This window comes from Pseudomonas sp. ABa2, from assembly GCF_056676075.1.
Map to the genome: position 1 here is coordinate 4771285 of NZ_CM155239.1, position 14980 is coordinate 4786264.

At 68.6% G+C, this 14980-nt stretch carries 15 protein-coding genes; 5 read left to right on the forward strand and 10 right to left on the reverse strand.

Annotated features, from left to right (window positions below; translation table 11 throughout):
- Positions 1-84: 84 nt before the first annotated feature.
- Genes yccS through AC1G9C_RS23045 form a run of 3 tightly spaced genes read left to right on the forward strand, consistent with a single transcriptional unit; the run spans position 85 to position 3032 of the window.
- Positions 85-2250: a YccS family putative transporter gene (yccS, locus tag AC1G9C_RS23035; RefSeq protein ID WP_480408899.1), complete on the forward strand. Its 2166-nt coding sequence runs from the start codon at positions 85-87 to the stop codon at positions 2248-2250.
- Between the two features lie 6 nt (positions 2251-2256).
- A complete protein-coding gene (locus AC1G9C_RS23040) occupies positions 2257-2739 on the forward strand; it encodes a GreA/GreB family elongation factor (protein WP_480408900.1) in 483 nt (160 codons plus the stop codon).
- 59 nt (positions 2740-2798) lie between these two features.
- Positions 2799-3032, forward strand: a complete 234-nt coding sequence (locus AC1G9C_RS23045; protein WP_021446171.1) for a DUF2789 domain-containing protein — start codon at positions 2799-2801, stop codon at positions 3030-3032.
- 205 nt (positions 3033-3237) lie between these two features.
- Here AC1G9C_RS23045 and AC1G9C_RS23050 read toward each other — a convergent pair whose 3' ends face one another.
- From AC1G9C_RS23050 to AC1G9C_RS23060, 3 genes are read right to left on the reverse strand one after another with little or no spacing between them, the layout of a single operon-like run.
- Entirely contained in the window at positions 3238-3732 is a 495-nt protein-coding gene (locus AC1G9C_RS23050) for a YgjP-like metallopeptidase domain-containing protein (protein WP_021446170.1), read from the reverse strand.
- A gap of 42 nt (positions 3733-3774) precedes the next feature.
- A complete protein-coding gene (locus tag AC1G9C_RS23055) occupies positions 3775-4875 on the reverse strand; it encodes a PQQ-dependent sugar dehydrogenase (RefSeq protein WP_021446169.1) in 1101 nt (366 codons plus the stop codon).
- A 13-nt stretch (positions 4876-4888) separates the two neighbouring features.
- On the reverse strand, positions 4889-5365 hold the full coding sequence (locus AC1G9C_RS23060) for a hypothetical protein (protein WP_480408901.1): 477 nt from the start codon (positions 5363-5365) through the stop codon (positions 4889-4891).
- A gap of 375 nt (positions 5366-5740) precedes the next feature.
- Between AC1G9C_RS23060 and AC1G9C_RS23065 the strand changes: the two genes are divergently transcribed.
- A complete protein-coding gene (locus AC1G9C_RS23065; RefSeq protein WP_397495779.1) occupies positions 5741-6424 on the forward strand; it encodes a polysaccharide lyase family 7 protein in 684 nt (227 codons plus the stop codon).
- A gap of 94 nt (positions 6425-6518) precedes the next feature.
- On the opposite strand, the gene fba is transcribed toward AC1G9C_RS23065, so the two are convergent.
- The 7 genes from fba to AC1G9C_RS23100 form a co-directional block, all read right to left on the reverse strand.
- A complete protein-coding gene (gene fba, locus AC1G9C_RS23070) occupies positions 6519-7583 on the reverse strand; it encodes a class II fructose-bisphosphate aldolase (protein WP_021446166.1) in 1065 nt (354 codons plus the stop codon).
- Between the two features lie 160 nt (positions 7584-7743).
- The gene (locus tag AC1G9C_RS23075) at positions 7744-8064 is read right to left on the reverse strand and encodes an MliC family protein (RefSeq protein WP_021446165.1); all 321 of its coding nucleotides are present in this window, start codon (positions 8062-8064) and stop codon (positions 7744-7746) included.
- A 13-nt stretch (positions 8065-8077) separates the two neighbouring features.
- Positions 8078-8263: a hypothetical protein gene (locus AC1G9C_RS23080; RefSeq protein WP_021446164.1), complete on the reverse strand. Its 186-nt coding sequence runs from the start codon at positions 8261-8263 to the stop codon at positions 8078-8080.
- A gap of 68 nt (positions 8264-8331) precedes the next feature.
- Positions 8332-9492, reverse strand: a complete 1161-nt coding sequence (locus AC1G9C_RS23085; protein WP_021446163.1) for a phosphoglycerate kinase — start codon at positions 9490-9492, stop codon at positions 8332-8334.
- A gap of 4 nt (positions 9493-9496) precedes the next feature.
- The gene (gene epd / locus AC1G9C_RS23090; RefSeq protein ID WP_480408902.1) at positions 9497-10564 is read right to left on the reverse strand and encodes an erythrose-4-phosphate dehydrogenase; all 1068 of its coding nucleotides are present in this window, start codon (positions 10562-10564) and stop codon (positions 9497-9499) included.
- 91 nt (positions 10565-10655) lie between these two features.
- Positions 10656-12656, reverse strand: a complete 2001-nt coding sequence (gene tkt / locus AC1G9C_RS23095) for a transketolase (RefSeq protein WP_480408903.1) — start codon at positions 12654-12656, stop codon at positions 10656-10658.
- Positions 12657-12768: 112 nt separating this feature from the next.
- A complete protein-coding gene (locus tag AC1G9C_RS23100; protein WP_480408904.1) occupies positions 12769-13923 on the reverse strand; it encodes a TDT family transporter in 1155 nt (384 codons plus the stop codon).
- A gap of 115 nt (positions 13924-14038) precedes the next feature.
- Here AC1G9C_RS23100 and AC1G9C_RS23105 point away from each other — a divergent pair, with 115 nt between their 5' ends.
- Positions 14039-14920 carry a LysR family transcriptional regulator gene (locus AC1G9C_RS23105; protein WP_480408905.1) on the forward strand — a complete coding sequence of 294 codons (882 nt, stop codon included), beginning with the start codon at positions 14039-14041 and terminating at the stop codon, positions 14918-14920.
- Positions 14921-14980: the final 60 nt, after the last annotated feature.

Consider the following 14980-nt stretch of genomic DNA (forward strand, 5'->3'; position numbering starts at 1 on the left):
GGCGCCCCCGACAGGTCGCGGATGGATACCCAGCGACCGGCCAGTTCCGGTAGGCTGCTCGCATCTTTCCCGACCAGGCCGCCCATGCCCCGCCTTCGCCAATCGCTGCGCCGCCTGTGGGCGCTGGACAAGTTCAGCGCCAGCCTGCGGGTATTCATCGCCCTGGCCGGGGCCCTGGCGCTGTGCTGGTGGCAGGGCTGGATGCACGCCCTGATCCCGCTGTTTCTCGGCATCATCGCCAGCGCCCTGACCGAGACCGACGACAGCTGGCAGGGTCGCCTGGGCACCGTGCTGGTCACCCTCTGCTGCTTCAGCGCCGCGGCCTACGCGGTCGAGTGGCTGTTCCCCTACCCCTGGCTGTTCGTCGTCGCCCTGGCGCTGTCGGCCTTCTGCCTGACCATGCTCGGCGCCCTCGGCGAGCGCTTCGCCACCCTCGGCTCGGGCACCCTGATCCTCGCCGTGTACAGCATGATCGGCGTCGAGCAGCGCGGCGGCGTCGCCGGCCTGTGGCTGGAGCCGCTGCTGCTGGTGGCCGGCGCCGCCTGGTACGGCCTGCTGTCGGTGATCTGGCACGCGCTGTTCGCCCAGCAGCCGCTGCAGCACAGCCTGGCCCGGCTGTTCCGCGAGCTGGGCCGCTACCTCAAGCTCAAGGCCGCGCTGTTCGAGCCGCTGCGCCAGCTCGACGTCGAGGCGCGGCGCCTGGAGCTGGCCAAGCAGAACGGCCGGGTGGTGTCGGCGCTCAACGCGGCCAAGGAGATCATCCTCCACCGGGTCGGCGACGGCCGCCCAGGGCCCAAGGTCAGCCGCTACCTCAAGCTGTATTTCCTCGCCCAGGACATTCACGAGCGCGCCAGTTCCTCGCACTACCCCTACAACGAGCTGGCCGAGGCCTTCTTCCACAGCGACGTGCTGTTTCGCTGCCAGCGCCTGCTGCGCCTGCACGGCGAGGCCTGCCAGCGCCTGGGCAGCGCCATCGAGCTGCGCCAGCCGTTCGAGTACCGCGAGCTGTGCAGCCAGGCGCTGGAGGACCTGCACGCCTCGCTCGATCACCTGCACCTGCAGAGCAATCCGGCCTGGCGCCGCCTGCTGCGCTCGCTCGGCGCCCTGGCCGGCAACCTGGCCAGCCTCGACCAGCTGCTGAGCAACGCCAGCAACCCCGACGCCCTGGCCGAGGAACAGGACAGCAGCCTGCTCGACCGCGAACCGCACTCGCTGAGGGAGGTGGCCGAACGTATCGGCCAGCAGCTGACGCCCACCTCGCTGCTGTTTCGTCACGCCCTGCGCCTGTCCGTCGCCCTGGCCGCCGGCTATGGCCTGCTGCACCTGATCCACCCGACCCAGGGCTACTGGATCCTGCTGACCACCCTGTTCGTCTGCCAGCCGAACTACGGCGCCACCCGCCTCAAGCTGGTGCAGCGCATCGCCGGCACCCTGCTCGGCCTGGGGCTCGGCTGGGCGCTGATCGACCTGTTCCCCGACCCGCGTATCCAGGCGCTGTTCGCCGTGGTCGCCGGGGTGGCCTTCTTCGCCACCCGCAGCACGCGCTACACCCTGGCCACCGCGGCGATCACATTGCTGGTGCTGTTCTGCTTCAACCAGATCGGCGACGGCTACGGCCTGTTCCTGCCGCGCCTGATCGACACCCTGCTCGGCGGCCTGATCGCCGGCCTGGCGGTGTTCCTGATCCTGCCGGACTGGCAGGGCCGGCGCCTGGGGCGCATGCTCGCCGGCACCCTGAGCTGCAACAGCGCCTACCTGCGCCAGATCATCGCCCAGTACGCCCACGGCAAGCGCGACGACCTCGGCTACCGCCTGGCCCGGCGCAACGCGCACAACGCCGACGCGGCGCTGTCCACCACCCTCGGCAACATGCTGATGGAGCCGGGGCACTTCCGCAAAGACGCGGACCTGGGCTTTCGCTTCCTGGTGCTCTCGCACACCCTGCTCAGCTACCTCTCCGCACTCGGCGCGCACCGCGGCGAACAGCTGCCGCAGGCGGCCCAGACGCGCCTGCTGGAGCAGGCCGAGGCCATCGCGCAAAGCCTCGACGAGATCGCCGCCGGCCTGCGCGGCGAACGCCCGCTGGCGATCCACAGCGACGCCGAACAGGCGCTGGCGCAGGAACTGGAGCAGATCGCCGAGGACGCCGACGAACGCCAGCGCCTGGTGCAGACCCAGCTGGCGTTGATCTGCCGCCAGCTGGCGCCGCTGCGCACCTTGGGCGCCCATCTGCGCCAGGACAAGGGTTAGCCGGACATGGACAAGAACCTCCTGCAAGAACAGGTGCTCGCGCAGCTGCAGGCCGACCTGCTGCAGGCCCAGCACGCCGCGCAGACCGCCCACGAGGCAGCCACCCACGAAGAGAACGTGGCCGAGAACAAGTACGACACCCTCGGCCTGGAGGCCGCCTACCTGGCCAGCGGCCAGGCGCGCCGGGTGGAAGAGCTGCGCCAGACCCTGATCACCTGGCGCCAGCTGCGCCCGCGGCCGTTCGACGCGGCGCAGGGCATCGCCCTCGGCGCGCTGGTCCTGCTGGTCGACGCGCAGGAGCGCGAACGCTGGCTGTTTCTCGGCCCGCAGGGGGCGAGCATGAAGCTGCAGCAGCAGGGCCTGGAGATCCAGGTGCTGGGCAGCGCCGCGCCGCTGGGTCGCGCCCTGCTCGGCAAGGGCCCGGGCGACGAGGTGCGTCTGGCGGCAGCCGGCGGCGTGCAGTCGTTCGAGGTACTGGCGGTCGAGTGAGCGGGGGCTATCTGGGCTAGGGTTGCTAGACGAGCCGACACCCGCCAGAGGAAACCGCCATGGAAAACCCGATCCACGACCTGCCCGCGCTGTTCAAGCAACTCGGCCTGGCCAACGATGCGGCCAGCATCGAGACCTTTATCCGGACCCACGCGCCGCTGCCGGCCGAGCGCAAGCTGGCCGACGCCGCGTTCTGGAGCCCGGCGCAGGCGGCCTTCCTGCGCGAGGAAATCCTCGAAGACGCCGATTGGGCCGAGGTGGTCGACCAGCTCAATGTGCTGCTGCGCGGCTGAAGCGGATTGCCAGGCCCCGTTGCCCCGGATGGCATCCAGGCTACGCCGAAGACGCGTCGCCGCGTAGGTTGGGCTGAGGAGCCCGCGACGAAGCCCAACGGCGGCGGCGGATCGCCGGCCGCGGCGCTCGCCGGGCGGAGTGCTGCGGATCGCCGGGCGGCGTGCTGCGCACGCCCCGTTGGGCTTCGCTGCGCGAAGCGCCAACCTACGCCCCCGAACCGCTCATCTCGCGCCAGGTCAGGTACAGGCGCAGGTCGAACTCGATCTGCGCGTAGCCCGGCAGCATGTAGTCGCACAGCTTGTAGAAGGCCTTGTTGTGCTCGGCCTCCTTCAGGTGCGCCAGCTCGTGCACCACGATCATCTGCAGGAACAGCGGCGCGGCGTCGCGAAACAGCGCGGCGACACGGATCTCCTTCTTCGCCTTGAGCCGGCCGCCCTGCACCCGCGAGATCGCCGTGTGCAGGCCCAGGGCGCGGTGGGTCAGATCGAGGCGGTTGTCGTAGAGCACCTTGTCGATGGCCGGGGCGTTCTTCAGGTGCTCCTGCTTGAGTTCCATCACGTAGCCGTACAGCGCCTTGTCGCTCTGCACCTGGTGGCGGCCGGGGTAGCGCTGGGCCAGGTAGTCGCCCAGACGGTCGTCGGCGATCAGCTGGCGCACCTGCTGCTGGACGGCGGCGGGGTAGCCCTGGAGGTATTTCAACGGCGAGGTCCTGCGCGGAAAGGGTCGTCAGTGTAACCCGCCTCACTCGCTCGGCAGCACCCGCAGCAGCCGGCCGTCTGCATTGTCGGTGAGCAGGTAGAGCGCGCCGTCGGGGCCGACGCGCACGTCGCGGATACGCTCGCCGAGCTCCTCGAACAGGCTCTCCTCGCCGGCCAGCATGCCGTCGTGCAGGCGGATGCGGCGCACGCTGCGCTCGACCAGGGTGGCGGCGAACAGGTCGCCCTGCCATTCCGGGAACAGCGCGCCGCGGTACTGGGTCAGGCTCGACGGCGCCACCGAGGGCGTCCAGTGCAGCAGCGGTGGGGTCAGCCCCGGCAGCTCGGTGTAGGGGCTGATGCGCGCGCCGGTGTAGTCGATGCCGAAGGTCGCCAGCGGCCAGCCGTAGTTGCGCCCGGGCTCGATCAGGTTGAGCTCGTCGCCGCCGCGCGGGCCGTGTTCGTGGCTGTACAGGCGGCCGCTCTCGGCATCGAAGACGATGCCCTGCACGTTGCGGTGGCCGAGGCTGTAGATCTCCGCCGCGGCGCCGGCCTGCCCCACCAGCGGGTTGTCCTGCGGCACGCTGCCGTCGCGGTTCAGGCGCACGATCTTGCCCAGGTGGTTGGCCGGGTTCTGCGCCTGTTCGCGCCAGTCGAAACCGTCGCCCAGGGTCAGCACCAGGCTCTGGTCGGCGAGAAAGGCGATGCGCCCGCCGTAGTGGGCGGCGCCGGCCTTGAGCGGTGCGGCGGTGAACAGCACCTCGAAGTCGTGCAGCTCGTCGTCCACCAGGCGGGCGCGGGCCAGGCGGGTGTTGTTGGCCTCCAGCGAGCCGTGCGCGTAGCTCAGGTAGAGCCAACGGTTATCGGCGTAGTCCGGGTCGAGCGCCACCTCCATCAGCCCGGCCTGGGCGGCGACGAAGATCTCCGGCAACCCCGCCACCGGCTGCGGGTCGAGGCTGCCGTCGGCCTCGACGATGCGCAGGCGGCCGACCCGCTCGGTCACCAGCAGGCGCCCGTCCGGCAGGAAGGCCAGCGACCAGGGATGCTCCAGGCCTTCGCCGAAGGTCTCGATGCGGTAGTCCTGAGCCAGCGCCGGGGCGCCGACGAGCAGGGCGCCGAGCAGCAGCGCGCGAAGGGGTCTCAACATGGGCTGGGCCTTGTCACGGGGAATCGGATGGGGTCGGTTGCGTGCGGTAGCGTGCGCGCCGACCGAGCAGGCCGAACAGCAGTGCACCGGCGCTGCCGCAGGCCATCAGGCCGAGGGTGCCGAGCGGGTCGCGGTCGGCGGCGATCAGCGTCGGCATCGGCGCCAGGGCATTGGCCAGGGCCAGCGCCAGCCAGATCGCCGCGGCGCCGGCGCCGACGAAGATCGCCCAGCGCAGCCGCGGCAGGCGCCGCGCGCTCCACTGCGCCAGCGGCAGGGCGAAGGCAAAGCCCAGGGCGGCGAGCAGGGCGAAGGTCGGGGCGAAGCCGAGCAGGTCGAGGCAGGTGGTGCCCAGGCGCACGTCCAATGGCATCGGCGCACCGAGCGCCTGCAGGGCGGCGAGGTTGGACTGGGTCTGGAAGATCGAAGCGAGCAGCGAGGCCAGTGCCACGGCGACAACGAAGGCGAACAACAGGCGCGGCGTGCTGGACATGGGCAGGGGGGTTCCCGGAACTACAGTGCGGGAATTATGGCGCAGCCCGCCGGCCGCCACGGCGCCGGTGTTTTACAGGGTTTTACCTGCGCCGCCCATGCGCCGAGGCATCTCGCCGCGCGCGGAGGTCTGGAGCCGAGGCCGGCTCATGTCGACCATATATTGACGCCAATAATACGACGAGCGGCTCTCAGCTATTCGCCGCGACTGCCGTTACAAAGCGTGCCGCCAGAGCATTCCGCCCTGCGGCACGGGCAGCCCTGCCCTCCTTCTAGTTCGCGTGTGTCACCCGCTGGAACGCCAAGTAAGCCGTTACTGACTCCTGGATGAGATGTGCCCTCGACTGAAGTTTCTGTTTTTTCAGGAGCATCGAGCATGATCGAACTCGCCATGTGGAATCTCAGCGTTCCAGTCGGCGTTCCCGCCACCACCATCGAAACCCCAGTGCTGGCCGGCGGCTATCAGGATCACTATTTCCAATCCAGGGACGGCGCCATCTTCTTCTGGGCCCCGGTCAACGGCACCACGACCGAGAGCGCGAGCTACCCGCGCAGCGAGCTGCGCGAAACCCATGCCGACGGCCGCCTGCGCAACTGGACCTATCCGGAGGCCGACAATTTCCTGCACGCCGGACTGCGCGTCAGCCAGGTGCCGTCCACCGGCAAGATCGTCATCGGCCAGATCCACGCCTACAAGAGCTCGATGCCGCTGCTCAAGCTGGAGTACCAGTACAAGGCCTACGCCGCCAGCGGCAATATCGTCGCCAAGGTGCGCCTGGCGCCCGAGTCGGCGATCCAGACCGTGACCCTGGCCAGCGGCATCGCCCTGAACCAGCGCTTCACCTATGTCGTGCACCTGACGCCCAAGGGCACGCTGGGCATCAACGTCAACGGGGTCAAATGGAGTACCCGCCTCGACTCGAGCTGGGCGCCCAAGCCGCTGTACTTCAAGGCCGGGGTCTACACCCAGGACAACACCGGCTACGAAACCGAAGCCGGCGCGGCGCGCTTCGACAAGCTTGGCATCGAGCACCGACCGCTGCTCGGCACCGTGCAATAAGGCCCGCCGGAGCAGCAGGCGATAAAAAACGCCGCGACTCCGTGAGGAGCCGCGGCGTTTGCTTGGGCGAGCCGCGCAGGCGGTCGCGACGGCGTCAGTTGACCTTGGCGGCCAGCTCGCCACTGGCGTAACGCTGGTACATGCCTTCCAGGGAGATCGGCTTGATCTTGGAGGCGTTGCCGGCAGTGCCGAAGGCTTCGTAGCGGGCGATGCAGATGTCGCGCATGGCGACGATGGTCTTGGCGAAGAACTTGCGCGGGTCGAACTCGCTCGGGTGCTCGGCCATCATGCGACGGATGGCGCCGGTGGAAGCCAGGCGCAGGTCGGTGTCGATGTTGACCTTGCGCACGCCGTGCTTGATGCCTTCGACGATTTCCTCGACCGGCACGCCGTAGGTTTCCTTGATGTCGCCGCCGAACTCGTTGATCACCTTCAGCCACTCCTGCGGTACCGAGGAGGAGCCGTGCATCACCAGGTGGGTGTTGGGGATGCGCTTGTGGATTTCCTTGATGCGCTCGATCGACAGCACGTCGCCGGTCGGCGGCTTGGTGAACTTGTAGGCGCCGTGGCTGGTGCCGATGGCGATCGCCAGGGCGTCGACCTGGGTGCGCTTGACGAAGTCGGCGGCCTCTTCCGGGTCGGTCAGCAGCTGGCTGTGATCGAGCACGCCTTCGGCGCCGACGCCGTCTTCCTCACCGGCCATGCCGGTTTCCAGGCTGCCCAGGCAGCCCAGCTCGCCTTCCACGGACACGCCGCAGGCGTGGGCGAAGGCCACGGTCTGCTGGGTCACGCGCACGTTGTAGTCGTAGTCGGCCGGGGTCTTGCCGTCTTCCTTCAGCGAGCCGTCCATCATCACCGAGGAAAAACCCAGCTGGATCGAGCGCTGGCACACGTCCGGGCTGGTGCCGTGGTCCTGGTGCATGCACACCGGGATGTGCGGGAATTCTTCGATGGCGGCGAGGATCAGGTGACGCAGGAAGGGCGCACCGGCGTACTTGCGGGCACCAGCGGAGGCCTGGACGATGACCGGCGAATCGGTCTTGTCGGCGGCTTCCATGATGGCGCGCATCTGCTCGAGGTTGTTGACGTTGAAGGCCGGCACGCCGTAGCCGAATTCGGCGGCGTGGTCGAGCATCTGGCGCATGCTGATAAGTGCCATGGTGTTCCTGTCTCCCGGTTTGGAGGTCGTTAATCGTGCAAGCCTGCCGCAGGGGCCGGCGTTGTTCAAGTTTCGCGGGACAAGGGGTCGTCCCCGGCTCCGCCCCCGGCTCTGCCGGGGCTAGTCATTTCCATGCCCCGGATTGTATCCGGGCTATACCTCAGGGCGCCTTGCAGCCGCGGCCGATCAGGTCGTCGGTCGCGGTCCAGTAGACCAGGCCTTCCTCGCCCTTGGTGTGGAAGGACAGCCGCCCGTCGCTGTACAAGGCGCCCGAGGCCGCCGGTTCCTGAGTCAGGCGGTAGACGATATCGTCGCCGCCCAGGCGCAGGTCGATCTGATCGTAGCCGCCATCGGCGAAGCGCCACTGCAGCTCGGCCTGGCTGTCGCAGACCCAGCGGGTCCACTGATCCGGCGCCTGCGGCTGGCTGCTGCACCCCGCCAGTGCCACGGCCGCCAGCGCGGCAAGAATCCTCGTATCCATTTATCGCTCCCTGTCAGCAGCGCTGCTCCGGCACCGTGCCGGTAGGGTCGCCACTGCTTTGCCCTTCGATGCGCCGATCGTCCTGGGTGGTCGGCAGGTCGATCGGCGCCGGGCTGAACACCTCGCAGGCCTGCTCCCGTCCACCGGCACAGCCGGCCAGGAAAATCCCGATGATGCCCAACGCGGCTAGCTTGACCATGGCGTGACTCCTTGTGCGCTTGTTCCAGTTGTAACAGACCGCCCGATCACGCCAGGGTTTAATTCGGTTTACTCCGCGCGCTGCTCCAGCACTTCCACGGCCGGCAGCACCTTGCCCTCGACGAATTCGAGGAAGGCACCGCCGCCGGTGGAGATGTAGGAGATCTGCTCGGCCACGCCGTACTTGTCGATGGCCGCCAGGGTGTCGCCGCCGCCGGCGATGGAGAACGCCGGGCTCTCGGCGATGGCCAGGGCCAGGGCCTTGGTACCGTTGCCGAACTGGTCGAACTCGAACACGCCGACCGGGCCGTTCCACAGGATGGTCTGCGAGGCCTTGAGCATCTCGGCGAACATCGCCGCGGTCTGCGGGCCGATGTCGAGGATCATGTCGTCCTCAGCCACGTCCTTGACCGCCTTGACGGTGGCGGAGGCCGATTCGGCGAATTCCTTGGCCACCACCACGTCCACCGGCAGCGGCACGCTGACCTTGGCGGCGATGGCGCGGGCGGTGTCGACCAGGTCGGCCTCGTACAGCGACTTGCCCACCGGCAGGCCGGCCGCAGCGAGGAAGGTGTTGGCGATACCGCCGCCGACGATCAGCGAGTCGCAGATGTCGGCCAGGGAGTTGAGCACGTCGAGCTTGGTCGACACCTTGGAGCCGGCGACGATGGCCAGCATTGGGCGCGCCGGCTTGTCCAGGGCCTTGCCCAGGGCGTCCAGCTCGGCAGCCAGCAAGGGGCCAGCCGCAGCGACCTTGGCGAACTTGGCCACGCCGTGGGTCGAGCCCTGGGCGCGGTGGGCGGTGCCGAAGGCGTCCATCACGAACACGTCGCACAGCGCCGCGTACTGCTGCGCCAGCTCGTCGCTGTTCTTCTTCTCGCCCTTGTTGAAGCGCACGTTCTCCAGCAGCACCAGCTCACCGGCCTTGACCTCGACACCGCCGAGGTAGTCCTTGACCAGCGGCACTTCGCGGCCGAGCGCCTGGCTCAGGTAGGCGGCGACCGGCGCCAGGCTGTCTTGCTCGCTGTACACGCCCTCTTCCGGCCGGCCCAGGTGCGAGCAGACCAGCACCGCCGCGCCCTTTTCCAGCGCCAGCTTGATGGTCGGCAGGGCGGCGAGGATGCGCGCATCGCTCTTGACCACGCCGTCCTTCACCGGGACGTTGAGGTCTTCGCGGATCAGCACGCGCTTACCGGCGAGGTCGAGGTCGGTCATCTTCAGAACGGTCATGGCATCAGTCCTTCACGGGGGCTGGTTGTACGGAGGAAGTGGATACAGCGAGAAAATGTTCGGCGACGTCGAGCATGCGGTTGGCGAAGCCCCACTCGTTGTCGAACCAGGCCAGCAGGTTGACCAGGCGCGGGCCGGACACGCGGGTCTGGCTGCCGTCGACTATGGCCGAGTGCGGGTCGTGGTTGAAATCGCAGCTGGCGTGCGGCAGCTCGGTGTAGGCCAGCAGCCCCTTGAGCGGGCCACTTTCCGCCGCCTGACGCAGCACCCGGTTGATCTCGGAAGCACTGGTATCACGCGCGGTCTGCAGGGTGATGTCGAGGCAGGAGACGTTGACCGTCGGCACGCGGATGGCCTTGGCCTGAATACGCCCGCTCAGCTCCGGCAGCAAACGCTCGATGCCGCGCGCCAGCCCGGTGGACACCGGGATCACCGACTGGAAGGCCGAGCGCGTGCGGCGCAGGTCTTCGTGGTGGTAGGCGTCGATCACCGGTTGGTCGTTCATCGCCGAGTGGATGGTGGTGATGGAGACGTACTCCAGCCCCACCGCCTCGTTCAACAACTTGAGCAGCGGCACGCCGCAGTTGGTGGTGCAGGAGGCGTTGGATACCAGTCGCTCGGCGCCCGTCAGGCAGGCCTGGTTGACCCCGTAGACCACGGTGGCGTCGATATCGGCCTCGCCGGCCATGGGCTGGGAGAACAGCACCCGCGGCGCGCCGGCGTCGAGGAAGCGCTGGCCGTCGGCGCGGCTGTGGTAGGCGCCGGAGCACTCCAGCAGCAGGTCGATATCCAGCGCCGCCCAGTCGACGGCCTCGGGCTCGCTCTGGCGCAGCACCTTCACGCAGTCGCCGTTGATATGCAGGCAGTCGCCGTCGACCCTGACCTCGCCGGGAAACCGCCCGTGGGTGGAGTCGAAGCGGGTCAGGTATTCGATGCTGGCCTGATCGGCCAGGTCGTTCAGCGCGACTATCTCCAGGCCCGCCCCGGCGCCGCGCTCGTACAAGGCGCGCAGCACGCAGCGGCCGATGCGGCCATAGCCATTGAGGGCGACGCGGTAGGGGCGATGGGACATGGCGATCTCGAATGGATGGCGACCGCAGGAGGGGTTGAGCCTGCGATACCCATCACGGCAGATCGATGGGTATCGCTTCGCTCAAGCCATCCTACGCGTCCAGCAGCTCGTCGGCGGTGGCGAGGATGTTCTCGACGGTGAAGCCGAAGTGCTCGAACAGCGCCGGCGCCGGCGCCGACTCGCCGAAGCTGGTCATGCCGATGATGCGACCTTCCAGGCCGACGTACTTGTACCAGTAGTCGGCGTGCGAGGCCTCGATGGCGATGCGCGCACCGACCTGCAGCGGCAGCACGGCCTGCTTGTAGGCGGCGTCCTGCTGGTCGAACACGCTGGTCGACGGCATCGACACCACGCGCACCTGGCGGCCCTGCTCCTGCAGCTTGGCCGCGGCCTGCATGGCCAGGCCAACCTCGGAGCCAGTGGCGATCAGGATCAGTTCCGGCTCGCCGCTGCAGTCTTTCAGCACGTAGCCACCGCGGGCGATATCGCCCAGCTGCTGGGCATCGCGGGCCTGGTGCGGCAGGTTCTGCCGGCTGAAGATCAGCGCGGACGGGCCGTCATTACGCTCGATGGCGTGCTTCCAGGCCACGGCGGACTCCACCGCATCACACGGGCGCCAGGTGTCGAGGTTCGGCGTGCCGCGCAGGCTGGCCAGCTGCTCGATCGGCTGGTGGGTCGGGCCGTCCTCGCCGAGGCCGATGGAGTCGTGGGTGAACACGTAGAGCACGCGCTGCTTCATCAGCGCCGACATGCGCACGGCGTTGCGCGCGTATTCCATGAAGATCAGGAAGGTCGCGCCGTAGGGCACGAAGCCGCCGTGCAGGGCGATGCCGTTCATGATCGCGCTCATGCCGAACTCGCGCACGCCGTAGAACAGGTAGTTGCCCGAAGCGTCCTCGGCGGTGACGCCCTTGCAGCCCTTCCACAGGGTCAGGTTGGAGCCGGCCAGGTCGGCCGAGCCGCCGAGAAATTCCGGCAGCAGCGGGCCGAAGGCGTTCAGCGCGTTCTGGCTGGCCTTGCGGCTGGCGATGGTCTCGCCCTTCTCGGCCACATCCTTGATATAGGCGGCGGCTTTGGCGGCGAAGTCTGCCGGCAGCTCGCCAGCGATGCGGCGCTTGAACTCGGCAGCCAGCTCGGGGTAAGCGGCGGCGTAGGCAGCGAACTTCTCGTTCCAGGCGGCCTCGGCGGCGGCGCCGGCTTCCTTGGCGTCCCACTCGGCATAGATCTCGGCCGGGATTTCGAAGGGGCCATGGTTCCAGCCCAGGGCGGCGCGGGTCAGGGCGATCTCGTCATTGCCCAGCGGCGCGCCGTGGCACTCTTCCTTGCCCTGCTTGTTCGGCGAGCCGAAGCCGATGGTGGTCTTGCAGCAGATCAGGGTCGGCTGGTCCGCGCTCTTGCGCGCGGTGTCGATGGCCATCTTGATCTCTTCGGCGTCGTGGCCGTCGACGTTGCGGATCACCTGCCAGCCATAGGCCTCGAAGCGCTTGGGCGTGTCGTCGGTGAACCAGCCCTCGACCTCGCCGTCGATGGAGATGCCGTTGTCGTCGTAGAAGGCGATCAGCTTGCCCAGGCCCAGGGTGCCGGCCAGCGAGCAGACTTCATGGCTGATGCCTTCCATCATGCAGCCGTCGCCGAGGAAGGCGTAGGTGAAGTGGTCGACGATCTGGTGGCCGTCGCGGTTGAACTGCGCGCCCAGCACCTTCTCGGCGATGGCGAAGCCGACGGCGTTGGCGATGCCCTGGCCGAGCGGGCCGGTGGTGGTTTCCACGCCCGGGGTGTAGCCGTATTCCGGGTGGCCCGGGGTGCGGCTGTGCAGCTGGCGGAACTGCTTGAGGTCCTCGATGCCGAGGTCGTAGCCGGTCAGGTGCAGCAGCGAGTAGATCAGCATCGAACCATGGCCGTTGGACAGCACGAAGCGGTCGCGGTCGGCGAAATTCGGGTTGCTCGGGTTGTGCTTGAGGTAGTCGCGCCAAAGCACTTCGGCGATGTCCGCCATGCCCATGGGGGCACCGGGGTGGCCGCTGTTGGCTTTCTGCACGGCATCCATGCTCAGGGCACGGATGGCATTGGCTCGCTCACGACGGCTGGGCATCGCTCAAATCTCCTACGGGGGGCTGCTTCTTGATGAAGGGGCGAAAAAGGCGGCCATTTTCGCCCAGCCGGCCCCCGCGGGGCAATGACAGATGGTCGCAGATCGCGCCGAATCAGCCCGCCTGCTCGCTCAACACGCTTACTGCCGGGCTGCCCGGCCCGGCCAGACAGGGTGCCTGGAACAGTTCGCCGTGCCAGACGCCGGCCAGGGTGCGGCTCAGTACCAGCGACCAGACCGCGCTCAGTTGCACCGTCAGCACCAGGCCGATCAGGGCGAAAAAGGCCAGGCCGGTCAGCGCCTGCAGCTCGAAGGTGGCCAGGGTGAACACCCCCAGCGGGAAGGTGAAGCCCCACCAGCCGAGGTTGAACGGCATGTTGTCGCGGATGTAGTGACGGGTGAACAGGCTGGCGATCACCAGCCACCAGAGCCCGGCGCCCCACAGCGCCAGGCCGCCGAGCAGGCCGAGGTCGCGCGCCAGCTCGGCGGCGCCGGCCAGCGGCGTGCCGGCGAAGGCCGCCGGCGCCGCCTGGCCCATGCTCAGCAGACCGAGGCAGCCGGTGGCCAGCGGCCCCAGCGGCAGCCAGCTGGTGGCGGCGAAATCGGTGTCCGGCAGCTTGTGCAGGGCCAGGCGCAGCAGCACCAGGGTGATCAGCGAGAAGGCCAGCGACAGCGACAGCCCCCAGAGCACGAAGCCGGCCACCAGCAGTTGCTGCGCGTCCGCGGCAGAGAGGTGCGGCGCCAGCGAGCCGGTGGTGCTGGCGGCCACCTCCGGCGCGACTATGGGCAGCAGCCAGACGGCGGTGAGTTTCTCCAGCGCGTGGTTCTGCCGGGTGAACATCAGGTAGGGCACCAGCAGCGCGCCGAGCAGCGCCAACGCGGCGTCCAGCCACCACAGGGCATGCGCCAGCGCATAGACGGCCTCGCCCCAGCGCGGCACGCCGAACAGCAGCAGGCCCTTGAGCAGCACCGCCAGGCCCATGGGAATGGCGCCGAGGAACATCGACTGCACCGGGTGCAGCAGCATCGGCCAGAGCGTCTCGCGAAACAGCGCCAGGCGCAGCACAAACAGCAGGCTGAACAGCGCGAACAGCGCCACGCCGAATAGCCACAACCCTTCGCCCAGCGCATACAGGCCCGGCAGCTGCCACGGCAGATGGGCCAGCACCAGCGCCAGCACGCCGGTGCCCATGGTCATGGCGAACCAGTTGGGGGTGAAGTGGCGGATAAAGGCGAGCGGTTCGGGCAGACGACTGAAGGGGCGCGGCATGAATCGGGTGATCCCGTGGCATGGCTGAAGGGGTGGTCAGCCTAGGGCCGCAGCTGCCATATTAAAAATACATATTCAGCATCTTTTGCATACCTTCCATTTATAGGTAGACCGCGTGAACCTGCATCACCTCAAGGTCTTTCTCGCCGTGGCCGAGGCCGGCAGCATCAGCGCCGGCGCCGCGCGCCTGCATATCAGCCAGCCGGCGGTGACCCGCGAGATCCGCGACCTGGAGGCCAGCCTCGAGCTGCGCCTGTTCGACCGCCAGGCCCGCGGCGTGCGCCTGACCGAAGGCGGCCGGCGCTTGCACGACTACGCGCGGCGCATCTTCGCCCTGGAGCAGGCGGCCGAGCGCGACCTGCGCGACTTCGCCCAGCTGGAACAGGGCGAGCTGCACCTGGGCGCCAGCGCCACCCTCGGCGCCTACCTGCTACCGCCCTTGATCAACCGCTTCCGCGCGCTGCACCCGCAGATCTTCGTCGGCCTGGAGGTGAGCAACACCGAGGCGGTGACCCGCCAGCTCGACGAGGGCCGGATCAGCCTGGGCTTCGTCGAAGGCCCCTTCGCCCGAGCCGATTACGATCACCGCCTGCTGGCGCGCGACGCGCTGTTGCCGGTGGTGGCACCGCGGCATCCACTGGCCGGGGTCGAGCGGCTGCAGGCGGCGGACCTGCAGGCCTACCCGCTGTACATGCGCGAACCCGGCTCGGGCGCGCGCGCCAGCGTCGAGCAGGCCTACCGGGCCCACGACCTGGAGCCGCAGGCGGGCATGGCCATCGGCAGCACCGAGGCGCTCAAGCGCCTGCTCGCCGACGGCCAGGGCATCGCCTGGCTGTCGCAACGGGTCGTCGAGCGCGAGCTGGCCAGCGGCGAGCTGCGCCGCCTGGCGGTAGCCGACCTGCAGATCGAGCGCGAGCTACATGTGCTGTGGCGCCCCGGCGCCAGCCTGAGCCCGGCGCCGGCGGCCTTCCTGGCGCTGAGCGAAGCGCCGGAATGAGCCCTCGAGCAATATCAAAACTTTTTGATATTGCTGTTGCTGGATGAAAAATGACCGACT